General features: G+C 50.8%; 21 protein-coding genes. 9 read left to right on the top strand and 12 right to left on the bottom strand.

The window, feature by feature from the left end:
* The first annotated feature begins 138 nt into the window (after positions 1-138).
* Entirely contained in the window at positions 139-1,197 is a 1,059-nt protein-coding gene (locus tag ACNQKP_RS15860) for a hypothetical protein (protein ID WP_417865921.1), read from the top strand.
* Here ACNQKP_RS15860 and ACNQKP_RS15855 read toward each other — a convergent pair.
* On the bottom strand, positions 1,187-1,681 hold the full coding sequence (locus ACNQKP_RS15855; RefSeq protein WP_417865919.1) for a 6-pyruvoyl trahydropterin synthase family protein: 495 nt from the start codon (positions 1,679-1,681) through the stop codon (positions 1,187-1,189). The genes ACNQKP_RS15860 and ACNQKP_RS15855 overlap by 11 nt on opposite strands.
* 29 nt (positions 1,682-1,710) lie before the next feature.
* Here ACNQKP_RS15855 and queD point away from each other — a divergent pair, with 29 nt between their 5' ends.
* Together queD and ACNQKP_RS15845 are read left to right on the top strand one after the other, a co-directional pair.
* Positions 1,711-2,073 (top strand): 6-carboxytetrahydropterin synthase QueD, encoded by a 363-nt coding sequence (queD, locus tag ACNQKP_RS15850; protein ID WP_417865917.1) that lies wholly within the window; start codon positions 1,711-1,713, stop codon positions 2,071-2,073.
* Positions 2,074-2,248: 175 nt separating this feature from the next.
* Entirely contained in the window at positions 2,249-3,067 is an 819-nt protein-coding gene (locus ACNQKP_RS15845) for a hypothetical protein (RefSeq protein WP_417865915.1), read from the top strand.
* On the opposite strand, the gene ACNQKP_RS15840 is transcribed toward ACNQKP_RS15845, so the two are convergent.
* Both ACNQKP_RS15840 and asd read right to left on the bottom strand, forming a co-directional pair.
* A complete protein-coding gene (locus tag ACNQKP_RS15840) occupies positions 3,068-3,850 on the bottom strand; it encodes an alpha/beta fold hydrolase (protein ID WP_417865913.1) in 783 nt (260 codons plus the stop codon). It abuts the gene before it with no gap.
* A 27-nt stretch (positions 3,851-3,877) separates the two neighbouring features.
* On the bottom strand, positions 3,878-4,711 hold the full coding sequence (asd, locus tag ACNQKP_RS15835; RefSeq protein WP_417865911.1) for an archaetidylserine decarboxylase: 834 nt from the start codon (positions 4,709-4,711) through the stop codon (positions 3,878-3,880).
* A 108-nt stretch (positions 4,712-4,819) separates the two neighbouring features.
* Between asd and ACNQKP_RS15830 the strand changes: the two genes are divergently transcribed.
* From ACNQKP_RS15830 to ACNQKP_RS15815, 4 genes are all read left to right on the top strand, one after another.
* Positions 4,820-6,364: an NAD(P)/FAD-dependent oxidoreductase gene (locus ACNQKP_RS15830; RefSeq protein WP_011164315.1), complete on the top strand. Its 1,545-nt coding sequence runs from the start codon at positions 4,820-4,822 to the stop codon at positions 6,362-6,364.
* Between the two features lie 173 nt (positions 6,365-6,537).
* Positions 6,538-8,151, top strand: coding sequence for a hypothetical protein (locus ACNQKP_RS15825; protein ID WP_417865909.1), 1,614 nt, complete (start codon positions 6,538-6,540; stop codon positions 8,149-8,151).
* 146 nt (positions 8,152-8,297) lie between these two features.
* Complete coding sequence (locus ACNQKP_RS15820) at positions 8,298-8,543, top strand: GlsB/YeaQ/YmgE family stress response membrane protein (protein WP_417865907.1); 246 nt, start codon at positions 8,298-8,300, stop codon at positions 8,541-8,543.
* 155 nt (positions 8,544-8,698) lie between these two features.
* Positions 8,699-10,243 (top strand): ATP-binding protein, encoded by a 1,545-nt coding sequence (locus ACNQKP_RS15815; protein WP_417865905.1) that lies wholly within the window; start codon positions 8,699-8,701, stop codon positions 10,241-10,243.
* 146 nt (positions 10,244-10,389) lie between these two features.
* Here ACNQKP_RS15815 and icmF read toward each other — a convergent pair whose 3' ends face one another.
* Genes icmF through ACNQKP_RS15800 form a run of 3 tightly spaced genes read right to left on the bottom strand, consistent with a single transcriptional unit; the run spans position 10,390 to position 15,306 of the window.
* Entirely contained in the window at positions 10,390-13,629 is a 3,240-nt protein-coding gene (gene icmF, locus ACNQKP_RS15810; protein ID WP_417865903.1) for a fused isobutyryl-CoA mutase/GTPase IcmF, read from the bottom strand.
* 5 nt (positions 13,630-13,634) lie between these two features.
* Entirely contained in the window at positions 13,635-14,432 is a 798-nt protein-coding gene (locus tag ACNQKP_RS15805; RefSeq protein ID WP_417865901.1) for an enoyl-CoA hydratase/isomerase family protein, read from the bottom strand.
* A gap of 13 nt (positions 14,433-14,445) precedes the next feature.
* Positions 14,446-15,306, bottom strand: coding sequence for a 3-hydroxybutyryl-CoA dehydrogenase (locus ACNQKP_RS15800; protein ID WP_011164308.1), 861 nt, complete (start codon positions 15,304-15,306; stop codon positions 14,446-14,448).
* 248 nt (positions 15,307-15,554) lie between these two features.
* Between ACNQKP_RS15800 and ACNQKP_RS15795 the strand changes: the two genes are divergently transcribed.
* The gene (locus ACNQKP_RS15795) at positions 15,555-16,799 is read left to right on the top strand and encodes an SH3 domain-containing protein (protein WP_417865899.1); all 1,245 of its coding nucleotides are present in this window, start codon (positions 15,555-15,557) and stop codon (positions 16,797-16,799) included.
* A 9-nt stretch (positions 16,800-16,808) separates the two neighbouring features.
* On the opposite strand, the gene ACNQKP_RS15790 is transcribed toward ACNQKP_RS15795, so the two are convergent.
* The 6 genes from ACNQKP_RS15790 to ACNQKP_RS15765 form a co-directional block, all read right to left on the bottom strand.
* Positions 16,809-17,192, bottom strand: a complete 384-nt coding sequence (locus ACNQKP_RS15790) for a hypothetical protein (RefSeq protein WP_417865897.1) — start codon at positions 17,190-17,192, stop codon at positions 16,809-16,811.
* Positions 17,189-17,482: an Mpo1-like protein gene (locus ACNQKP_RS15785; RefSeq protein WP_417865895.1), complete on the bottom strand. Its 294-nt coding sequence runs from the start codon at positions 17,480-17,482 to the stop codon at positions 17,189-17,191. The genes ACNQKP_RS15790 and ACNQKP_RS15785 overlap by 4 nt, the downstream gene beginning before the upstream one ends.
* Positions 17,483-17,522: 40 nt before the next feature.
* Positions 17,523-18,260 (bottom strand): lysophospholipid acyltransferase family protein, encoded by a 738-nt coding sequence (locus ACNQKP_RS15780; RefSeq protein ID WP_417865893.1) that lies wholly within the window; start codon positions 18,258-18,260, stop codon positions 17,523-17,525.
* 2 nt (positions 18,261-18,262) lie between these two features.
* Positions 18,263-19,360 (bottom strand): TIGR04552 family protein, encoded by a 1,098-nt coding sequence (locus ACNQKP_RS15775; protein WP_417865892.1) that lies wholly within the window; start codon positions 19,358-19,360, stop codon positions 18,263-18,265.
* 45 nt (positions 19,361-19,405) lie between these two features.
* Positions 19,406-20,080, bottom strand: coding sequence for a hypothetical protein (locus ACNQKP_RS15770; RefSeq protein WP_417865890.1), 675 nt, complete (start codon positions 20,078-20,080; stop codon positions 19,406-19,408).
* A 231-nt stretch (positions 20,081-20,311) separates the two neighbouring features.
* Positions 20,312-23,002 (bottom strand): zinc-dependent metalloprotease, encoded by a 2,691-nt coding sequence (locus tag ACNQKP_RS15765; protein WP_417865888.1) that lies wholly within the window; start codon positions 23,000-23,002, stop codon positions 20,312-20,314.
* A gap of 124 nt (positions 23,003-23,126) precedes the next feature.
* Here ACNQKP_RS15765 and ACNQKP_RS15760 point away from each other — a divergent pair, with 124 nt between their 5' ends.
* Positions 23,127-24,485: a peptide MFS transporter gene (locus tag ACNQKP_RS15760; protein WP_417865886.1), complete on the top strand. Its 1,359-nt coding sequence runs from the start codon at positions 23,127-23,129 to the stop codon at positions 24,483-24,485.
* Positions 24,486-24,539: the final 54 nt, after the last annotated feature.

Below are 24,539 nucleotides of genomic sequence, written 5' to 3'. Positions count from 1 at the left end.
GAAGTCCTTTGACCACCCCCTCAACCATTGAAAGCCAATTGAAAATAGCTCTTAAGAAGACTCACATTTATGAGGCTTAGGTCTGGTTTTTAGGACCTTTGGTTAAGTTCAAAACCAGCCTACCGATCCGAAGTCTATATGGATTTTGGTATTAAGACTTCAATCGGTATTGGCAGCTTGATCCTAATGACTTCCTTCGCGGCGGAAGCCTCGCAGGTTTTTTACAGCCCCTCGCGGTGTGCTCCGGAACACCTGACCTTGTTCGTCACCAACAAAACAAATGAACCACAGCGTGTGTGGACCCAAGTGCGCTATGGCGCCGAAATCGACGAGCGTCACCACGATCTGGAAGCCAAAGCTCAGATCAAAATTCGCGGCACCAGCTTCCTGCCGGAAGAACAGGCATTTTCCGTGAAAGCCTGGGACAAAAATGTCGTTCACGTCACCAGCTCTTGCGATGATTCTTTCAGTACTCCTTTAACTGATACGACATCACCGCAGGTCACGCACTGGCTGCCATCTTCGGTGCAAAGTGTGAAGCTTCACTTGTTGAACCTTTACTTGAAACCCAACACCGTTCACCTGAAAGCCTTCAACCGTATGGGCGCTGTGATTGGCGAAAAAGAACTCAAACTGGAAAAGTATTATGATACATCAACACTTAAGTGGAACTTGAACCAAACCGTGGCCCGTATTGAGGTTCAGGGTGCAGAACGTCTGCATTCGGTGCTTAGTTATGACAATGGCTCGGGCGAACAAGCAAGCCCCGCGGTGGCGCTGAAACCTGTGACGTTACCGGTGGATACCACCAAAACTTACTTCCTGGTTTCAACCAAAGACCCCCAGGCGGATGAAGCCTTTGTGATTGCTTTGGATAAGCCTGAAACCATCGCCACAGCTCGTGAGCAGATTCGCAACCCGAATTTGGAAAAAATCGTGGTGGCTGGAATTGAACTGGGAAATGGCGGATTCAACCGTGCGTTTCTTTCCCGCGACAAGGCCCCTTATTCATGGTCGGTGAACCGTGTGGATGCCTTTGCGGACTTTGCTCATATTGATTGCGATGGCAGTCCCGAACTGACTGAAGAGCGTCTGGAGCAAAAGCTGAATGAAGGCGGACGGATTTGTTTCTGGCGCTACCGTGTGGTGCGCGAACTGAGCGCCAGCGAAGTTTCCAGCGGCAAACTTAAGCCCTAGACGGCACCACCGTAGAGGCACCCTGCCCCGCGGTTTCAGCGACATAGACGCGCACGCTTTTCACACCATACTGCTTGAACTCCGCAAAGAATTCTTCAGCCAGCAGGCGGGACAGTTGTTCCACGCTGGTGTTGGTCACCGGCAGCAAAGAAACCTCTTTGACCGGGAACACATAAAAACGATCACGGAAAGTCACTTCCAGTGAGTTTCCATTTTTTTTGAATTTCATGTCTTTTTGCTTTTCTGGCAACAGCACCATTTCGTCCCATTGATCCAGGCGGGCCTTGATGTCTTTTTTAAACACATTGAAATCAAGGAAGTAACCGTCAGAATGCAGTTCTTCTTCGGAAGGCGTTTTGATGTCGACTTTCACCTGGTAGTTATGACCATGCAGGCGCTCTGCGTGTGTTTCATCAAAGATCAAAAAATGCGCGGCAGAGAACTTGAAATTTTGTTTTGCCAAATGCAATGTGGTCGTGGACATACTCACCTCGGAATGACTATAGTATTAGCATGAAATTCGAACTGAAACAGCATTTTCAAATTGAATCGGCGCGATTCCTGCCTCACCTTCCGGCAAGCCATCCGTGCTCTCGCATGCATGGGCACAGCTTTAAATTGATTCTGACTCTGGTGGGTGATCTTGATCCCAAAATTGGCTGGGTGATTGACTACAACGACATCCAGGCCCTGATGAAGCCTTTCTTGGACCAGATTGATCATCGCGTTTTGAACGAGGTTCCGGGCCTTGAAAACCCGACTTCCGAACTTTTGGCAAAATGGCTGTATGACAAGGCCCGCACAGTTCTGCCGACGCTGGTGAAAGTCACAGTGGCAGAAACCCCAGCCACTGAGTGCTCTTACCCTGTAATTTAAGCACCCCTCTGTCCCGGTGAAATCGCCCCATGAAATACTGGGGCCTATGCCGGGATTTCTGATTTTTATTTTATTCCTCTTCCCATTTCAAAGCTACGCGGATCATCTGGATCTGCTGATCTACCGCGCGCCCGAACCTTTAAACTGGCAGAGCCCAGGACGCCTGGTGCGCAGTATGACCAAAAATCTAACCGCCAAAGTCGACGGCAAAGATTATCCCCACCCGATTTCCCACGTGAATATCCGCCTGCAATGTGGCCGGGAAAAGCCTGTCTATCGAGGCATGACTTCGATCAAATCCAATGGCGCTTATCTGTGGGATTTTCTGGTGAAAGGCGTTTCGCTGGACACCATGCTGATTAATCAATCAGGGCGCAGTTATTCAGAACAAGAGATCCTGGCCTGGCTAAATCCTCTGGCTGAAAAAGGATATGTCCGCCAGTTGCGACTGCTTCTGAATTCAGACCAATGCGCGCGCCTGCGCCGTTATGTGGATCTTTATCAATCCACGGGTTTAATTAACATTTACGGCGGACTAAGATCCGATCCCTTGCTGGGGCAAGGCGCCGGATGTTCGGCCTTTGCCGTGAGCTTCCTGCGTGTTCTGGGACTGGAGTCAGCAGACCTGCGCAAAGCCTGGCAGCGAACCTTGCGCATGCCTTTAGAACTGTTAAGCGTAGAACACGACCGGGCCCGCATAAGCTTCCTGGGATACTTGCGCGGAAAAGACCGCCCCTGGGCCTCACCTCAGGAAGAACATATTGTCTTGAAGTTCTGGGATCCGGAAAAGATGTTTCACTGGGTGGGTGGCGCTTATCGTGAATGGGATGTTCGGGGCCACTCCTCCCCGACCAAACCCCTTTTGCCCTGGTCACGCGAGGTGTTTGAAAACACCGTGCAGTATCACTTCGACAATCGTCGAAGGCTTCTAACAAAAGAGGAGGTGCAAAACACCTCCTCTAAAACTTGTCGCAATTTCCAAAAGTGCCCGTGATTACTGGAACGACTGCAGGATGGCCTGCGCCACTTCCGTCGGCTTGGAAAGAGCCGGCAGATGGCCGCTGGCGATTTCGCCGGTCTTTGCCATATCCGTGCGTTTTACGTATTTTTTCTGAGAAACCAGACTGATGATTTTATCCTGAGTCGTCAGAATATAAAACTTTGGAATCTTCGCAAAAATCACTTCATCATAAGTCACAGGATTCGCACCCGCAGCGAAGGATTCAGAGTACAATTTCACCTGCGGCAAATTTTTCTGATCCAAAATGGCGTCCATGGCCTTAAAGAACTGCTTCGGACTTTTGGGAGTGATGCGGTCTTTACCGAAGGTCACCGCTTTCGCATAGACTTTTTCATCGACTTTTCCAAGGGCATCGAAAGGCTTTTCACCCTTCAACGGAACCAAAGCCGTCAGATAGATAATGCGCATGATTTTCTCGGGGCACACTCCCACCATCTGATTGATCACGGCTCCACCGAAGCTGTGTCCGACCACCACAGATTTTTCCGGGATCTTTGCACAGACATCCTGAGCCATTTCCATCAATGTCGCGGATTGGTTCGGGTCACGACCCAGCAGATCAGGGGTCAGAACCTTGTACTTATCCCCCAACTGCGCCTTGACCTGATCCCAACTGCTGCCATCAACGTGCGAGCCATGAATCAGTACAATCGTTGGAGTCACTTCAACCACTTCCGATTTTTTCGGAGTGTGAGAGCAGCCCGCAGAAACCGCCAGGGCCGCCAAAGAAATCAGAACGCTCAACTTTTTCATCATTACCATCCTTGATAATTTTGAGAGTTATTATGGGTTTTTGATCAGATCGGCATTCACGCGCACGGATGGCCCCAGATTCATGTGACCTTCAAACTTCTGACGGAAGCTCGGGGGATACAACATCACCACGGTGGAACCCATGCGGAACATACCCAGCTCAGATCCTTTGTGTACCGGGATCTCAGGGCTGTAGTGTTTGTGCTCAAAGATATGAGGGCCTTTTTGATTTCCGCGGATTTTTTCATCAAAGCTCAGCACAATGTGACCCACGTTGGTGGCGCCAACAAAGACCACACCCACAGGCCCCAGATCCGTTTCAATCTCCACCAGAACGCGTTCGTTCACGGAGAACAGGTCTTTTACGTTGGTGGTGCTCCACTCATTCACCGGCCACAATTCACCTGGCATATAACGAACATCGGTGATGTTTCCATCCACCGGAGAATGCACACGGTGATAGTCCGTCGGGCAAAGATAGTAGGTCATAAAGAAGCCGCCGGCCCATTTCTTATCGCTGTCCGGATCTTGGGTGAAGTCCTTCAGCTTGTAAGTCAGACCCTTGGCCTGAATTAAAGTGCCGTTATCAATGGCAGCGGCCTGCGTGATTTTACTGTCAGCCGGATGAACCGCCCAACCGGTGCCCACAGGGCGAATGCCGGGTTTTAAGCGGCGAACGAAGAATTCACCAATGGAGGGATATTGGTCATAGGACTTTTCCGCCTCGGCCAGATCGATGTTATAAAGCCACGCAAAGCCCCGGATAGACAGGCGTGCCCACAAAGAAGGGCCCTTCCAGTGCATAAAGTGACCGACCCAGCGGCTAAGACGACGTTTTGGTAGAATTCTGGTAATTGCTGACATAGAAATCTTTATATCTGCAATAGACCCCTTTGTCACCTAAAGGACTTTCTAGTACAGTGTATTGAAATCAGACCCTAATTTGGACCCTAAAAAGGTCCCGGAGGCAGAATGTCCAAGATTATTCAAAATCTTGAAATCCCTATTGATAACGACCTAGAAGAAAAATTGCAGTGGCTTGTCCCTGAACATGGTCCTTATCGCATTCTGCGCCAATCCGTGGATGCCCGCCGTTCCCACTCCCCGCATTTCGTTTATACCGTCGAGGTCGCCGAAAAAGGCGAAACTTTGGAACTGCCAGAGTTCAAGCTGGAAAAAATCGAAAACCCCAAAGAAAAACCCCTGATTGTCGGCACCGGCCCGGCGGGTCTGTTTGCGGCGTTGCGCTTTGTGGAAAGAGGCGTGCCTTGCGTGTTGTTTGAGCGCGGCTCTGACAGCGGCGAGCGGATCAAAGGGATCAATCAGTACTGGCGTTATGGCAAACTCGACCCGCGCAATAACGTTTGCTTTGGCGAAGGTGGTGCGGGTCTATATTCCGACGGCAAGCTGATCACCCGTATCAAGTCCCCGCACATTCCCTATGTGATGAATCGCCTGGTGCAGTTCGGTGCCCCTGAAGAAATCCAGTGGTTGTCAAATCCGCACGTGGGCTCAGACCGTATTCGCCGAGTCATTCCGAAACTGCGTGAATTCCTGCGCGCCAATGGTTGCGAAATTCATTTCAACACCCAGGTCACAGAGGTTCTGACCGAAGGCACACAAGTTGTCGGTGTTCGCACCGAACACGGCACTGAATTCAGATCCCCGCACGTTGTGATGGCCACCGGTCACTCGGCCGAAGACATGATCAATCACTTGCGTGACCTTGGCGTGAAATTGGATGGGAAGTCCTTCGCCATGGGGCTTCGCGTGGAGCACTCACAAGCTTCCATCAATAAAATTCAATATCGCCAGTTCTCTGAACACCCGAAACTGGGTGCGGCGAACTACAAACTGGCTCATCACGACAACAAAACCGGCATCGGGGTTTATTCCTTCTGTATGTGCCCGGGTGGTTACGTTCTTTCTTCTGGCACTGAAGCCGACGGCATCGTCTGCAACGGGATGAGCAACTACAACCGCAACTCTCCGTATGCGAATGCGGCGATCGTGATCAGCATTGATCACGACAAAAACTTTGGGGATGACGTTTTTGGTGGCATGAAGATGCGCCGTGAACTAGAAACCCGCGCTTTTAATTCCGTTGTGGCTGCCGGTGGTACACGCGAACTTCCTGCGCAGAACCTGATGGACTTCCTGCAAGGAACAAACTCCAAGACGGGTCCACGCGCCTTGCGCCCGGGGTCTTCCCCATCGGGAGCATTGAACATTCGTCTGGATGAACTGCTGCCAAAGCACATGGTGACTCGCCTGCGCGAAGGTTTTGAAAAATTCCAAGGCAGCATGAAGGGCTTCTTAACTGAAGAGGCTCAAGTGTACGGCATCGAGTCCCGCACCAGCTGCCCGGTTCGTGTGACCCGTGACGATGAAACCTTGGAGAGCGTATCTCACAAAGGTCTGTACCCTGCAGGTGAAGGCGCCGGTTACGCCGGAGGAATCACCTCAGCTGCCTGCGACGGCATCCGCATCGCCGAAAAGATCATCGCCCAACTATAAGAAATCCCCTCAAAAGCCTTCCTCCAAAAGGTGCCTGGTGACTTTTTCTTAAAGGTGCCTGGTGACTTTTTCTTATGCGCTGCTTCAGCAAAAGTAAGCAGGTACCTTTTGGGCCTTTTGGGTTGGCTTGATGATTGCAAACTCCTTCGATTGTCCAAATTGGAGGAGGAAACATGCACTTTAAACCACTAATCGGAGTCATTGTGACTCTGATGATCGGAGCTTCAGCCATCGCTGCTCCGACCGAGAAGACCCAAGACCTGCTGACCCGCACATCTGACACCGCACTGACTGTTCGCGGTGAACTTTCCAAAAACGTTTATCGACAGGAACCTTATCAGGATAATTACACCGAGAAAGTTCCCTATCAGGCTGAAGAAACCTATTATGTAGATGTTCCTTATCAGACCACTGAGACCTACTACGAACAGGTTCCTTACACCGAGCGCGTTTCCTACACCGACTATGAGGAATACTGGGACTCTGAATACCAGTGCCGTAACGTCACGAAATATCGCCAGGAATGCTCCAACGAAAGACTGTGTGAGCCCGGCGGCCGCACCTGCCAACCGATCACGGAGTGTGGCACCAACGCCCACGGCGAGCGCATCTGTAAAACTCGCAACGAGTGCACCGAAGGTCCTCGCGTTTGCCGTGATGTTCCCTCCTGCCGTCAGGTTCCCTACACCGACCGTGAATGCGGCTACGAGCGCGTTCGCAAAACCCGCACCGTAACCAAATGGCGTGATGAAGTTCGCTACCGTCAGGAACAGCGCACTCGCACTGTGACCAAGTACCGCTCTGAAGCCCGCACCCGCACTGTCACTAAATACCGTGACGAAGTTCGTTGCTGCGTGACTCGTTACCGTGATGTGTTTGATCATCAGTACACTCAACCAGTGGCTGTGATCTTCCCTCAGGAAGCAGCTTTGCTGGCTGGCGAAAAAGAAACCGTTCAGGTTGTTCTGCGTGGCACTGAAGCGGCTCCGGAAGTTCAGATTAAAGTGCACTCTTCGATCTTTGCCTACGAGATTGCTGAAGTTCGTCAGGATGGTCGTGAAAAAGTCTTCGTCCTGAAAACATCCCCGAAATGGAATGAAACCAACGCCGGAACAAAATCCGTAGTTGGCCTGAAATTGCAGTTCAATAAAGGTCAGGGTCAGATTCTGTTCACAGAAACCGTGGCCGCTCCTCGTGTGACTTCCGTGTATACTTTGGAAGTTCGTGATCAACAAAGCCAGGCCGTATTGTTCGAACAACGCCTGCAATCCACTGAAGCAAAAGCATTTGCAGTGGCAGCTCCGGGTCTGGCTCGTGAGGGCAAATACACGGTGCAATTGCATGTAGAACGCCACGGCGCCAATGTCGCTTCAGGTGCTTTGAGCTTTGACCAGACTGCCAGCTACGAGAAAAAAGAGCTGGATCAGGACGAGGTTCAGTCTTTGAAGAACTCTGCGATGGTTCAACTGGTTCGTATTGATGGTGCCGGCGCTGAACGCGTGGTGATCATCCGCGATCAGACCGCTGCTTTGGAAGAGGTTCAGTCCCAGTACAAACTGGTTGTCTGGAAAAAACTTTCCAATGGTAAAATCGAATGGCTGGCGGAAAAGAACTTCACTCGTGAGGCCATCACTTTGGCCAATGGCGAGCTGGGTATTGCCCTGAAAGCCATCCCGGTAAATCCGGCGACAGGCACGAAGCTTTACATGGACCTTGTGGTTCGTCGTGACAGCGCTCAGTACCTGGGTTCTCAAAAAGTTCAATTTATCGTGAATAAAACCTTCTAACGGTCCTGAAGGTTACGGCCCCGTTCCCCCACCTATGGGAACGGGGCCGTTTTTATTTAAGCCTTGTTCTTCCACAAAAGCGCAGAAGACTTTCTGACTTCCTCGAAGCCCACTTCTAAAATCAAACCTCCACCAAGGAGGACGCCATGGGCATCATCTGGACCATCATCATCGGTTTTATCGTGGGCTTAATTGCGAAATTCCTGATGCCGGGCAAAGATAGCGGCGGATTCATTATGACCACTCTTCTGGGAATCATCGGCTCGGTGGTGGGAACCTATGTTGGAAGTGCTCTGGGCTGGTACGAAGTGGGTGAAGGGGCTGGTTTTATCGCGTCGGTTCTGGGAGCGATGATTGTGCTGTTCCTGGCCCGCATGCTGACCAAACGCTAGACCTTTTTCATCCCAAAACAAGACAAAGACTCTGGTTCAGACCCGTCTTCGGCTGAAGTTGGGGGCTTTCCACAAACACTCAACAATTGTGGCTTTAAATTTATGATGAGTGGAATGAATTTTCATCCGATACTCTTCATGAAGGTGTCTCAGCCATGAACAAAAATGCTCTCATCAAAGTTTCGCTTTTCAGCATCACCATCGCGGTGGTTTTAAGTCTGATTTCTTTGTTGTTCATGAATCGTATCATGTCCATTCAAGGTGCCAGATTCCGTGATGAATTCCTGCGCTTTTATGCTTCATCTATCGAACAGAAACTTCAGAAGGTTCCCGCTGACCAGGTTTCGCAGCACAAAGACCTGCTGCGCATGGACCGTGATTTCCGCCCGCCGATGATGGGGCCCCCGCCGCCGCCTTTGGCTGGGATGATGCCACCACCACCTCCTCCACGCGAAGGCCGGCCTCCTCACCCGCCCTTTAAAGGACCCGGCGGCCCCGGATCGGATCATCGGGGGCCTCGACCTCCGCACATGGATATGGATTCCTGGGTCGTAAATGGTCAGGGTCAGGTGTTGATCTATAAGCATTCACCTGCTCTGGCGCAGGCTTGGGAAGACCTGCCGCACCCGACCTCCAGCAAAGAATTTGTCACCACGGAAAACTTCTTCCGCATTGGCAACCCTACAATTGTAATCCGCCTGAACACCGAGACCGAGCTTTACCTGATCATCAAAGAACCCCCGCGCCCGATGCTGGGGAATTTGATCATCACCCAAGCCATACTGACTTCCGCGATGATCGTGATTGCGCTGATTCTGGCGATCGCCTCGCTGTTTTTCTATATGCGCAGGAAGTCCCTGGAAGCCCGTTCGGTTCTTCATCGCCTGGAAGAAGGCGATCTTAAAGCGCGTTTTGAAATTCACCGCCTGGACGAATTCGGAGGTCTGATGCTGGACTTCAACCGGATGGCGGAAGAAATCGAAAAACTGGTGGGTCGTATCCACGCCACCGAAAGAACCCGCAAACAATTGTTGCAGGAAATGGGACATGATCTGCGCACCCCACTGACCAGCTTAAAAACTTCGTTTGAGACCCTGCAGATCCACCATGACAAACTGTCCGCGGAAAAACGCGGAGAACTGTTTGACGTCCTGATTCGCGAAATTGATTACTTCAAGGATCTAATCGAACAACTGATGACCATTGCCTCTTTGGACGAGCCTCACTTTAAGGCCAGCACCGAGCGCATTGATGTGATGAACCTTCTGACCCAGGAGGTGCGCCATCGCCAGCACAGCGACTCAAAAATCAAATGGAGCCTTGAAGGTGGCACCGTGCCACCGGTTTTGGGTGACAGCCACTTGATCCAGCGCCTGATCCGCAATGGACTTGAAAATGCCGAACGCTATGCCGAGTCCACCGTGGACGTGCGCATTCATGAAAGCTCTGATTCTTTGACCATCGAGATTTCCGACAACGGCCAGGGTCTGGATGCAGAAGCCTTGAAAACCTTCGGTCAGCGTCGGGAATTCCGCGGCAGAAAGATCACCAAGAACGGACATTTCTCGCTGGGCCTGGGTTCCGTGATCATGAAGGCCATCACCGACCTTCACAACGGCACACTGACCATCGAAAACCGTCTTAGCGGCAACGAAATCAAAGGCGCCACCCTGAAGATCACCCTGCCCACTTCCAAATAAAAAAATAAAGCCACCCGTTCAAGGTGGCTCAAAAAGGTCCAGATGCGAGGCGGAGGTGAGCCCTCGCAGCGCAGGCGTGCTTCAAGCACGTCGTAGCGAGAAGGCCCACCGACAACGAAGTCAGATGGGCCTTTTTCAGCCGCCGACTAGAGGTTACGGCGGTATTGGCCACCGACTTCGTACAGGGCTTGAGTCATCTGGTACAAGCTGCAATATCTTGCGGCGGTCATCAGGGCTGCGAAGATGTTGCCGCCGCTGAGGACGGTGTCTTTCAGATTCTGCAACGACTTGGCACCTTCGGAGGCATGATCTTCCTGGTACTTGTGGACGTTATCCAGCTGAGCGTTTTTCTCTTCGTAAGACGCGCGCGCCAGTTCAATCTTTGGTGGAACGTAGTCAGCCGCCATCGTTTTTGGATCGATGAAGGTGTTCACACCAATGATCGGCAAGGTGCCATCATGCTTCAGGCGCTCATAGTACAGGGACTCTTCCTGGATTTTGGAACGCTGGTACTGCGTTTCCATTGCACCCAGAACGCCACCGCGTTCGTTGATTTTCTTGAATTCATTCAAGACCGCTTCTTCAACCAGGTCCGTCAGCTCGTCGATGAAGAATGAACCCTGCATTGGGTTTTCATTCATGGTCATACCGAATTCACGGTTGATGATCAGCTGAATCGCCATTGCACGACGAACAGATTCTTCCGTCGGTGTGGTGATGGCTTCATCGTACGCGTTCGTGTGCAAGCTGTTGCAGTTGTCATAAAGAGCAATCAACGCCTGCAAAGTCGTGCGGATGTCATTGAAGTCAATTTCCTGCGCATGCAGGGAACGACCCGACGTCTGAATGTGGTACTTCAACTTCTGAGAACGATCGTTGCCCTTATAAAGGTCACGCATCGCCACAGCCCAGATACGACGAGCCACACGACCCAATACGGAATATTCCGGATCCAAACCGTTGGAGAAGAAGAAGGACAGGTTCGGAGCAAAGTCGTCCACCTTCAGACCGCGCGCCAGATAGTATTCAACAAACGTGAAACCATTGGACAACGTAAAGGCCAGCTGAGAAATCGGATTCGCACCCGCTTCCGCAATGTGGTAGCCGGAGATACTGACAGAGTAGAAGTTACGGATTTTACTGCGAACGAAGTACTCTTGAATGTCGCCCATCATCTTCAAGGCGAAATTGATAGAGAAGATGCAGGTGTTCTGCCCCTGATCTTCTTTCAGGATGTCAGCTTGAACCGTCCCACGAACCTGTTGCAGGGTCCAGATCGCCAGATCATTCCACTCGCTTTCAGTCAGCTTACGACCCAGTTCTTTTTCTTTCTTTTCAACCTGCTGATCAATCGCAGTATTGAAATAGAAGGCCAGAATCATTGGTGCAGGACCATTGATAGTCATGGACACGGACGTATTCGGGTTGATCAGATCAAAGCCCGCATACAGCTTTTTCATGTCGTTCAAAGTACAGATGCTAACACCAGACTCCCCGACTTTACCGAAGATATCCGGACGCTGATCTGGATCCTGACCGTACAAAGTCACGGAATCAAATGCCGTGGAAAGACGATGTGCCGTCTCGCCTTTTGTAAGGTAATGGAAACGACGATTCGTGCGCTCCGGAGTTCCTTCACCCGCAAACATACGCTTAGGGTCTTCATCGGCGCGTTTTAGCTGGAACACACCGGCCGTGAACGGGAATTCCCCCGGCACGTTTTCAAGTTTCAAATAACGGAAGCGATCGCCCCAGTCTTTGAACTTAGGAACCACCACACGACGGATTTTAGTGCCTGACAGGGATTCACGCACCATTGGCTGGCGCAGTTCTTTATCACGGACTTTGAACACCAGTTCATCACCGGAATAAGTCTTGATCAGACCCTCGAAGTTTTTCAGTTGATCCAGTTCTTCCGCAGTGAAGTCAGAGCTTAAGTCTGCTTCCACTTTTTTCACGGTCGCAGGATCTGCATTCAGCAAAGGCGCGACCTTTTGCAAACCACCCAACTGGGACGCTTTTTCCGCCAGAGTTTCAGTGCGCTTTTTGTATTTATGAATTGTCGAAGTGATTTCCGCCAAATAGTTCTGACGATCTGCCGGGATGATCACATGCTCTTCCGCAGACAGGATGTTGTTCTTGTACTGGGCATTGACAACCCATTTGCCTGGCTGCTTGCTTTCAAGGATATCAGCCAAACGGAAGAACAATTTATTCACGCCACCGTCATTGAACTGGGAGGCTTGAGTCAGGAAGACCGGAACCTCGACCTTTTCATCAAAAATCTTGCGAGAACGTTTGTATTGTTTGGTCACATCACGAAGAGCATCCAGCGCCCCACGACGGTCGGCTTTGTTCACCGCCACCAGGTCGGCGAAATCGATCATGTCAATCTTCTCTAACTGTGATTGCGCACCGAAATCAGAAGTCATCACATACATGGACATATCACTGACTTCCGTGATCGCCATATTCCCCTGACCGATACCAGAGGTTTCGGCGATAACGAAATCAAAGTCCAGTTGACGGATGAATTTCAGAATGTCCGGCAAAGAAGAAGCGATCTCGCGACCTGAACCACGGGACGCCACCGAGCGCATGAACACACGGTTGCGGGACAAGGAGTTCATACGAATACGGTCCCCCAGCAAGGAACCACCGGTTTTGCGCTTGGACGGATCCACGCACACCACGGCGATTTTCTTGTCTGGATATGCATTCAGGTATCTTTGCACCATTTCATCGATCAAAGAGGACTTACCCGCACCACCGGTCCCGGTGATACCCAGAACCAGAGGTTCTTTGTTGGCTTTGAAGGATTCCAGACCAAAGGCGTTCAAAGAGAAATCCTTGTGACCGTTTTCAATCGCGGTCAAAGCCACACCCAGTTCCACAGAAGGAACGGTGTCGCCGTTAAACACGTTCTTTTTGGTTTTGAATTCTTTTTGCTTTTCCAGCAGGTCGAAATCACAACCCTTGATGATCATTTCGATCATGCCCTCAAGACCCATGCGACGACCGTCTTCCGGGTGGAATATCTGGGCGATGCCATAGGCCTCAAGTTCTTTTTTCTCATCAAAGACAATCACACCGCCGCCGCCGCCGTAGATTTTCACGTAACCGGCACCGGATTCATCCAGAAGATCCTTCATGTACTTGAAGTACTCCATGTGGCCCCCTTGATAGGAGCTGATGCAGACGCCCTGGGCGCCTTCCTGCAACACGGCCTTCACCACATCACTCACCGAGCGGTTGTGCCCCAGGTGAATGACTTCCGCACCCATATCCTGAAGGATACGGCGCATGATATTGATGCTGGCGTCATGGCCGTCAAACAGAGCGGCTGCAGTGACAATTCGGATCGGATTCTTCGGTGTGTATGCCATATGTCTTATCGACCTTTAAATTCAGCTTTGCGTTTCTCGATGAAGGCACCCGTGCCTTCTTTAACATCTTCAGAATTGAAAAGTTCCGCAAAGATTCTTGCTTCATTTTTCTGAGCTTCTTCAACGTCCATGTCCCAAGCCTGATTGATGGAGAACTTCGCAGAACCCACGGCAATCGGCGCTTTGGCCAAAATAGCTTCAACAGTTTTCATCACAGTGTTCATCAGTTCCGCCTGGGGAACAACTTTGTTCACCAGACCTGCAGACAAAGCTTCTGCCGCGGTGATCATGCCACCGGTATAAGTCAACTCACGGGCACGACGTGAACCCACGGCGCGCGCCATACGAACCGTCCCACCGAAGCCCGGGATCAATCCCAAAGAAACTTCCGGCAAACCGAATTTCGCATTTTCAGCGGCATAGATGAAATCACAACCCAACGCCAGTTCACAGCCGCCACCCAGAGCAAAGCCGTTCACCGCTGCGATCACCGGGATTTTCAAAAGTGTCAGTTCATGGAAGATGCTCTGACCACGCTGAGCAAAGACCAGCGCCTTTTCTTCGTCCAGATCATGGATTTCCTTGATGTCGGCACCCGCCACGAAAGCTTTTTCACCAGCCCCCGTGATGATCAGTGCGCGCGCATCGGAATAGTCCATTTCACCGATCTGACGAAGGGCTTCACCCATTTCGTTCAGCACGGTGGAATTCAGGGCGTTCAAAGATTCTGGACGATTGATCGTCAGAACCCACACCCCGTGTGTTTTTTGTTCAAGTAGAATTGTTTTATAATTGCTTGCCATTATCAGACCTCAATTACTTTGCAGAGTAGTCGTAGAAACCACGACCTGTTTTACGACCCAACCAGCCGGCTTCAACGTATTTCACCAGCAATGGGCACGGACGGTACTTGGAATCACCCAGACCTTCATGCAGAACGTTCATGATCGCAAGGCAAGTATCCAGACCGATGAAGTCAGCCAAAGTCAAAGGACCCATGGGCTGATTCGTTCCCAATTTCATCGCGTTGTCGATAGCATCCACGGAAGCGATGCCCTCGTGCAGAGTGTAAACCGCTTCGTTGATCATCGGCATAAGAACGCGGTTCACGATGAAGCCTGGCATGTCTTTTACGGACTCAACGAAAACTTTGTCCATTTTTTCTGCCAGAGATTTAACAATGGCGAAAGTTTCATCGGAAGTCTGAAGACCACGGATGCCTTCCACAAGTTTCATCAACGGAACAGGATTCATGAAGTGCATGCCCGCCACTTTTGTTGGACGTTTGGTCACGCCGGCAATTTTAGTGATGGAGATGGAAGATGTATTGGACACCAACAATGCTTCCGGTTTTACGGTCGCGTCCAGGTCCTTGAAGATCTTGAGTTTCAGGTCGATGTTTTCAGTCGCGGCTTCGATCACGATGTCGCAATCTTTCAGACCCGCCGTTTCCTGAGCGGTCTTGATACGACCCAACAAAGTGGCCTTGTCAGCCTCAGTCATGCCGCCTTTTTTGATAATACGATCACAGCTGCCAGCGATAGTAGCGATCCCTTTTTCAAGAGCTGCACCGCTCACGTCCATCATGATGACGTTAAAACCAAAGTTTGCCGCCACTTGTGCGATGCCATTACCCATCTGTCCTGCGCCTACGACGCCGATCGTTTTGATATTCATTTATCACTCCGCGTTAATATGTATTTAAAACAGCCTGATTTAGATACTTTACTTTAGGCCAGAGGTCAAAACTTCTGGCCTTGAGAGCACCGGGCCTAAAGCCTCAAAATAGAACGATGCGGTCAGCCTTTTTTCTCTCGTTGTCGTTCATTTTCAGCTCTCCCAGCACTTTTGCGGCTTTAGCCACGGATGCATCGAAAGCCGTGTCGTTTTATCGCAGTAAAACCAGCGCTTTTCCCTCTGGCCAGGTGAGTCGAACATCTCTGGAAAACTCTCTTCGTCGCACCGAGATGGAGGCCTCATTCACCGTCTCTTGGGACCGTAAGAGCTATTCCCTCAGTGGCGACCGCCTGATCCGCGACATTCAAGTAGCCCGCTTCGTGGAAACCCGCAGCCCGGTGACCTTACTCAGCCTGAATCGCAGTGACTCTTCCCTGGTGAAATCCGTTCCCGGAGGTCATCAACTGGAACTTCTGGAGTGCGACGATTACTGGGCGCGAGTGAAAGAACGAAATACAACCACGCAAGGCTGGCTGCCTTTGCATCTGCTGACCACACGTCATGACGATCCCGGCGTGTACATGAATCTGATCGACACTTATGTGCGCACCGAGCCTTCCAGTTTCGGAAAAGTCCTGACCACTTTGCCACGTCTGAAACGTGTGATCCCGCTGGAAGTGACCACGAGCTTTTTGAAAATTCAGTACAACGGCAAGGTGGGCTTTGTCGACATCACGCACTTTGTGAACCGCGCCGACTTTGCAACGCTGGCGTATCACCCGAAAAAAAGCTGGCTGACCGTGGCTTTTAGAAACAACAACAAGATCCTGACCAAAAAAGGTGAAAACGTCGACATGTCCGAGGTGCTGGGGTACGTGACCAGCCCTTTGCGTGCGATTGTGATCCGCCCGGATTCCACCAGCTATGGCCCGCCCCTGCGCGCCCGCGTGGAGATTCAAAAACCCGAAGCCGTCATCTGGGGTATCAGCCGCGTCGATGGTCACGGCGAAGTCTGGTGGAAAAAAACAGATTTGCTGCTGCCGCAAAACCCCGTGGTGGAACCTTCAAAACAAATCCTGACCGACACGCTTTTAAAGCGCGAGATTTATTCCATCGCCTTTGAAAGCAAAACGTCTGTGCGTGGACTGGTGTCTTCGGAAGGTATTTATCGCACGGATGATGGCCTGACCTGGACCGCTATTCCGCAGTTTGGAAAACAGAATTATCCGGTGAGCATACATCCCAGTGGTGTGTGGTTTGTGGGATCTTTCAAATCCACGAATCAGGGTAAAAGCTTTGAGCCCTTCATTCGCTGGGACAAACTGGCCCAGGCCATTGAATCCGCCTATCACCGCAATCCAAAGATCCTGCGCCTGACGCAGATTGAAGCTCTGCCCAATTCCCAGATTCAAATTTCTGTGGACACCGGAAGCTCGCGCGTGAAACTGCGAAGCTCCCTGGAAGGCACGACCTGGAATGTGGTTCGCAACTAAAAAAAGCCCCTAACGATAATCCCACAAAAGGGATTCCGGGGCTTCTTTCACTTCGCCGGTCTTATTCAGCAAAAAGCCCTCAGCAAAGACCTTCCCGACCCCGCCTAAAGAAATAAAATTTGGAAACTTCCACGTGGAATAATACGCCTGAATCACCAGCAGGGATTCTTCCTTTGGCAGACGATCGTGAAACACAGTCATCAGGACTTCGCAGCCGTTGATTTCCATAATTTCGCTGTGATCCAGAGGGAAGCTTTTCAAGAACACGGGATCAGAGGATTTCAAGGCCTCCAGCTTTTCCAAAAGAATACGACAGACTTCCCGCACTTGCGGATCTTTGCTTTTGTTATCACGACAAGAGGCCGAACCCAGGGCCAGACGAAATTTACTCATGACCAAAGCTTTCCTGCACACATTTGATAGAACATTTTAAAATCCCCCCGCAGGGACCACAAAGGGTGTTTAAACGTCGCAGGACGGTTTTTCTCGACGATAAAGTGCCCAACCCAGGCAAAGCCATAGCCAATCACCGGAAGCCCCCACAGCAGACTCCATTGCTCTGTCAAAAGGGCTGCCACAATCAACAGATGCACCAGCAGTGTTCCAACGAAATGCAGACGACGATTGAGGGGGTTGGAATGCTCCTGCAGATAAAAAGGCCAGAACTCCTGAAAGCTTTTCACCCAAACCCCCGCTTGGAAATTGAAAATTCGAAATTGGACGTTAGAAGTTGTCCACTGCGAAATAAGGCTCCATCATTTTGCGAACCTTTTCCTGCAGTACGGGACGATCTTCAATACTGTATCCTTCGGTGCTGACCGGAGGAAGAACCTCCAGCGTGATTGTGCGACTCCACACGCCCCAGTTCGGAACAAGCTGCCCTTTGGACATGATCGCGGCCGCCCCCTTCACAACAACCGGCACGATTGGTGCTTTGGCGCTAATAGCGAAGATGAACGGACCGGACTTGAAGGGCCCCAGAGTTTCGGTTTTCTGACGGGTGCCTTCCGGCGCCAATGCAAAACGTTCTCCGGCTTTGATGCGCGCTTCGGCGGCCTGATAGACTTTAAAGACCTCGTCACGACGATTTCTGGCGATGGGCAAAATGCCAGCGCGTCTCATCCCGGCGCCAAATACCGGAATGCTGAAAAGCTCAATTTTCGCCCCGAAACGGAAAGATCCCAACCAGCCATTCATGGCAAAGATGTCGAAGAAACTGGTGTGATTAAAGACGTACAGGAAGCCGCCTTCGGGACGGTTTTCCAGGCCTTTGACTTCCACTTTGACGTTGAACATGCGACAGCAGTTGCGGGTCCAGAACTCGACGATGTGGTCTTCCAGCTTGCGGTTGTTGAACAGAATATTGCAGATGACCATCGCCGCAGAACACAGCACCGTGTGAATCGGCAGCAGAAGCGCACCCAGCAAAGAACGAGGATAAGAAAGAAGTTTTAAAAACATAATTAACCTGGATCCGGGAACAGACGCTTTCTGGCGGCCGTTCGTTGACGTTCCTTGTAAGCCTGATGTTCGCTGGGACCGGACAAAATACGGTCGTGAGCGGACTTGTCCATGATCTGAACCTCGAACGGATAGAAAAAGCTGAACGCCTCTTTGCCGCCCTGGGGTTTGATATGGATCAGCTTACGGGAAATGAATTTGATAAATTTATAATCCTGCCCCGAAAAGAAATTCTCTTTGCGCAGGAATTTGGCGTTGTCGCCTTCCTCGATCAGCTTCTGATCAAAGGCCTCTTGAATGCTCTTTTCATCCAGAGTGTCCAGACGATGGGAAAGATCATCACACACACTCATGAATAAATTCACCGGATAAAGATTGTTGGAGCTTTGATCCGGCATGATGTGCGGGAAGCTGATGATATCCTCTTTGATCAGGAAGCGCACGACCTGGAAGGAATCAAACAGATTGCGGGTCACAAAGCGCACACCCAGCTTGTCAAAGATCTTCATCGCCAAGGCATCGGGTTTCGCCAGAAGCTTGATCACGGTGCTGGAAGACGTTTTGAAGGGTTTTACTTCAAAACCCATCAGTTCGACCTGATCCAACTGGTCAGTCGGGCTTTTCATAAAGGTGCGATGGGTGTTTCCGTCATGCAAAATGCAGTTCTGGAACGGGGTCAGGATTTGGGACTGAATTTCTTCCGAGAACGAACTGAACAGATCATTTTCCGCATGTACAAAGACGTGCATACAGCGGATGATCGCACAAGCCCAGCGCTGCAGCTGTTGCTCTTGCGGATTCTGGGAGCTGGCAAAAATCAGAAGTTGGCGGATGTCGCCCAGTTTTTTGCGGTCACGGAATACCTCAGGAAGATCGGCGTCCTGAAAACCCAGTTTTTCCAGCATCAGCACCAAAGCACGGCGATGGAAGTACCACAACCTTTCCAGGTCGTCTTCGCGGGTGACATCAAAACCATAGCTTAAAAGGAAAGAACTGGCAGCCTCGAGGGAATGAATATTCAGCCTGGGGATATCGATGGCTGAATGTCCTCCGACAACGGAGTCTAAAATGGATGATTCGAAAATGAAACGTTGAGGCATTCCCCTATCTTCAAACTCGATAGGGGGTGAAGCAAGACGCAGCGCTTATTTGATCAAGGAGCAGGCATGCAAGCGGAAGGTGCCCAGGGTCCCGCTGGTTGGCTGGTAACCGGCAACCGCAGTGTAGTTCTGGTAGTAAACAGTGCCTTCGGCGATGCTGTTATCGTAAGCACCTTGGAAGATGATTTCACCATAACCGTCTCTGAACTTAACCTGGAATTGACGCGTGTTGCGATCAATCATGCCCTCAGAAGCCTGAGAGAAGGACACCGAGTAAGGCTGGATCACCTGACCGTTGTAGACCTGATTCGCATAAGAATCGAAGATCTTGATCAACATATTGGATTCAGCCGGAATCAGGCTGCCCGCGCTGTCAAACTTGAAGGTCGCAAACAGATCCACACCGGTTCTGTCGTTGATGTTACCGCTCACAGAGCCCAATGATTGTGGGTCCAAAGTAGCAGAAACAAAGTTCTTCACCTGTGTTTCAAATTGAGGGGAAGCATACTGATCAAAGATTTTACCGGCAGAGGAAGTACCGCAAGTACCACTTGTCGTAGTTCCACCCTGACTGACGCCACCACCGGAAGTTGTTCCCGTGCTGGTCGTGCGGCCTGCGACGCGAACAGAGCTGCTATCCTTTTTGGCACATGCACTGAGGRAAAGAACCGCCAGCAGCAGAACACCCAGCATTTTATTTTTAAAGATAGAGTTTGTCATAATCGCCTCCTACATATCCCTAAGGCAAGAGGCGGACCAGCCGTGCCAATGCTATATTGGATCTGGCGCCCCTTTTTCGTTTCGTGCTGATACGAAGATGCCAAGAGCGCCATTTCAGGGACGCAGGCGCAAAAACTTTCGACAGCCCCCGATTCCCGTCTCACTTTGAGACAAATAAAAAAGGCCGGTACAAAGCCGGCCTTTTCAACAAACTCACCCTCTATATAGATGCTATTGAATCTTGCTCAAAGCAGTCAGAACTTCGATTTCAGCCTTCAACCAAGCCGCCGCTGTGGCATCCACCAAACCGCCCGCCAAAAGACGCTGAGGCAAAGTGGTCAGATTCGGCTCGACCACTGGATCCAGGGATGGATCAATTTCAGACAGAAGCCCTGCGATCTTTTGCAGCTGCTCAGAGCGGGCTTTCGCCATACGCAAAGTCATATCAAAGCGCAGACCTTGAGAAGACAACAACTTCCCGAAGTAAGCCTTTTCATCCGCCTTCAACCAGGAGTATGGCAATGTCACTTCTTTGGTAAGACCCGGGCCCACTTTCACCACAACCGTACCCGTCGCAGCCTGAGCCAGATCCAGATACAAGGCCGTCAGGGATTCGGCTTCAACTTCATCCAACAAATTCTGGCCCAGCAAAGAGGTCACGATGGCTTTGGCGCCATTGGCTTCTTCCACGGCTTCGTTCAGCTTCGGCAACAAGGTCGCACCACCAACCAACAAAACCTTGTCATTCACTGGACGAATGCTGTCCATGAACTTCAGGATCTTTTTTTGTTGAGCATCGGTCAGAACATACTCACGACCACCCAAAGTTTTACCTTGAGCCAGGTACGGAGCAGATTTCAGCTCTTCAATCTGCTGATCCAGCCACTTCATGTTGATGTTGCCGTTTTTATCGCGCATCAAACCATTCAACATCGCCGCATAACCACCGACTTCTTTCAAGGAAGCCGCACGCTCTTTCATCAACTGTTCATCCAAGCCCAGACGTGCATACATGATTTTGCCGGTTTTTACTGCCGTCAAAGAAGCAAAACTCGCTGCTGGCTGCCCCGCCTTCGTACTGTCAAAAAGAACCTGAGAAACAAAAGACAGATCAATATTCGCACGACCCCACTTTACAGTGTCCGCCAAGACCGTATCCAGATTGCGAACCACACCCGGCTGATCGGCTGGATACAAGCGGCCAATAATGGAGGCAAAAAGAACCTTCACCAGATCATCACGCTCATCCACCGCATCCAGATATTTACGCAACAATGGGTTGTTACCCGCATCAAAACGCTCGCAACCATAGATCTGCAGACCTTGAGAATTCGCCACGGCGATATCATCATCGGTGCAATAACGGCTGATTTTTTCATCCAAAGCCGTGTTGTTGTCAGAATATGCCCAGTCCATCGCCATCTTGTCATAGGAAAGAGCTGCATACTTGATTCGACCTGACATCAGGATGTCATCAATGCCGCTGACATAGTCCATGATACTGGTGGATGTTTCCAGACCCTGATGATTTGGATCACGCAAATAAGTCTTGGCCGATTCGTAAATTTCCTGAGTTGAAACCTTCGCAGAAGAAGACCCGGCGAAGTTATGGCGCATACCCAGAGCATGCCCCAGTTCGTGCGCCACTGTGGCACGCACACTGTCCTGAGCCAGTCTTAGACGCTGAGAATCCCCCGCTTCACGGGCAATCTTATTCAAGGCCAGCAAAGACGGGGTCAAGTCACAGGCAATCGCGCCTGCAGCCACCACCGGCACGTCTCCGTTAAGTTTAACCAGATCAGCAGAACCCACAGACGTGAACACGGAAGGCATAAACACCTGAGCGCGCAAAAGCTCGCCCGTCAATGGATCCGACTGACCAATGGCATAGGCCGCACCGGAATCAAGCCAGGGAATCCAGCGCACGATGATGCTGCGATCTTCGGGCTTGGCATCCACAGGAACACCCGTCACCACTTGGATCACATCACGGCCAAAAACTTTATTCCAGTAAAGCGCCCCTTCGGTCACGGCTGTCAGATAGTCCTCTGGAACCGCTTCAGAAACACGCACCTTGATCGGGCCTTTTTCAGGTGAAATATCCCACTTGGTGATCAGATTCGTCATTTCCTTGCTGTAGCCCAGCTTACGGTATTTGGTAACGAAGAAACCCACACGGCGGGAACTGTCGTATTCTTTGGCCTTGAAGTTCTTGGAAAGATCATAGGCGCGAATCTGAATGTTCATGTTCAGAGTTTCTTCACGCGGCTCGTGATTCAGGGACTTGTCAGAGCCAACTTTGATATTGTCACTGCGGATCTTGGACAGCTGATTCAGCTCGATGTTCTTTTCATCAAACTTGATTCCGGTCACAAAAGAATCAATCACCGGCAAAGACGCCAATGAACTGTCGGTCAGGTCCACATTTCCGCGAGGAGCATCAACGTCATAGGAACGCTGAAGGACAAAACTCTTTAGCCCCTGTCCCCAGTCAAACGTGATGGATGTTGCGTCTTCAGAAATCACTTCGAAACTCTGGATCAGATTCACGGTGCGGATTTCAGAATAGATGCTGTTGTAGTTTTCGCCGATCAAAGCCAGGCGGTTGCCGGACTTTTCAAAGCTCACCACCAAAGGTTTCAAGTCGTACCACTGTGGCGTCATCCCGGAAGTGATACCAGAAGCCATCAACAGGAAGATCTTACCCAAAGAGCTTTTTTGAATGGTGACACAGGAAGCCTGTTTGCACGCGGCATGTGCCGGGATGTCGGCAGGGTTGCTGAAGGTACTCAGAGAGTTTGCCGGAGCCTGCTTGGCCTGGATGATTTGATCCAGAGGCTTTGCCTCGAACTGGGTGCACGCCGAAAGAAGCGTCGAAGAAAGCAATGCGCCCACAACCAGGATGTTCTTTTTTACTGCCATAAATGGCCCCCTCTGAAAATTCTGATGCATTTAATTTCAGTGCATTTATGCCAAAGTATTGCCAAGATCAAAAGAGTTCTGAAAAAAAGAAAATTGCAATGTTCATTACATTGACAGGAGTTTCATGGCCGCAGATTCCACAAATTTCATGGGGCATCCACGAGGACTTTTTACACTCTTCTTCACTGAGATGTGGGAGAGATTCTCATATTACGGCATGAGAGTGCTTCTGGTGCTTTACATGACTCAGTACCTGTTCCTGGAAGCTCAGCACGGCAAAGAAATTTGGGGCTTTGCGACCCTTAAATCAGTTCTGGGGTATTTCTATGGTGAAATCTCCGTTCAAGCGATGTCGTCCCAGATCTACGGACTGTACACAGGCCTTGTTTATTTTACACCCTTTTTCGGGGGAATTATCGCCGACCGCTTCATCGGCCAGCGCCGTTCGGTTTATATCGGCGGCTTTTTGATGGCTATTGGCCACTTCCTGATGGCCGCAGAAAGCCTGTTCTTCCCAGCTTTGCTGTTCCTGATTGTCGGAAACGGCTTCTTTAAACCGAACATCTCCACCCAAGTGGGCGGTCTTTATGCTCAAGGCGACAACCGCCGTGACGGGGCTTATACCATTTTCTATATGGGGATCAATCTGGGGGCGGTTTTATCACCGCTGATCTGCGGGACCCTGGGACAAAAAGTCGGCTGGCACTGGGGTTTTGGTGCCGCGGGTGTGGGCATGTTGCTATCTTTGGCGATCTATCACTTCGGCGGAAAGCATCTGCCTGAAACCGAACACAAAAAATCCATCAATGAAGTCGAAGCTGTCGCACACAAGCCGATGACCCGCGAGGAATGGACCCGCACTATCGCGTTGACCTTCCTGTGCATGGTGACGATTTTCTTCTGGGGTGTTTACGAACAGCAGGGTAACACCATGCAGTTGTGGGCGGATCAGCAGACGGACTGGAATTTCTTCGGCTGGGAAATCCCCTCCACCTGGTATCAGAGCTTCAATCCTCTGATCATTATCTTGTTTGCACCGCTTTTGGATCGCCTGTGGGCATGGCAGGCGAAGCACAGCAAAGCGCTGTCCACAGTAACGAAGATGGCTCTGGGTTGCGTGCTGGGCGCTGTCGCCCTTGTGGTGATGTACTTCGCGGCAAAAATCGTAGGCGGCGGTCAGGGCTCGGTGATGTGGCTGCTGGGGTCAACCTTCCTGCTGACGATGGCAGAACTTTATATTTCCCCGATTGGTCTGTCAGTAGTTACGAAAGTTTCTCCGGCCAAGATTGTGTCGATGATGATGGGTGTGTGGTTCCTGGCGGCGTTTTTTGGAAACTACGTCGCAGGTTATGTGGGTATGTTCTATGAGACCATGGGGAAAGATCAGTTCTGGCTGCTTCTGGCAGGCTTAAGTCTGATCCCGGGAATTATGTTCTTTGCCTGTCATAAATTCCTGACTCAAGCCCTGGGAAAAGAGATTTAACTGCTGTTTCTTAGCAGGCCTTCTAGGATATTCCCCGCACATTTCAGACAATGT

It is taken from the genome of Bdellovibrio bacteriovorus (assembly GCF_048286975.1).
In the GTDB taxonomy this organism is placed as follows: domain Bacteria; phylum Bdellovibrionota; class Bdellovibrionia; order Bdellovibrionales; family Bdellovibrionaceae; genus Bdellovibrio; species Bdellovibrio bacteriovorus_H.
Note: the sequence above shows the minus strand (reverse complement) of the source record. Positions and strands in the feature narration are given on the sequence as shown.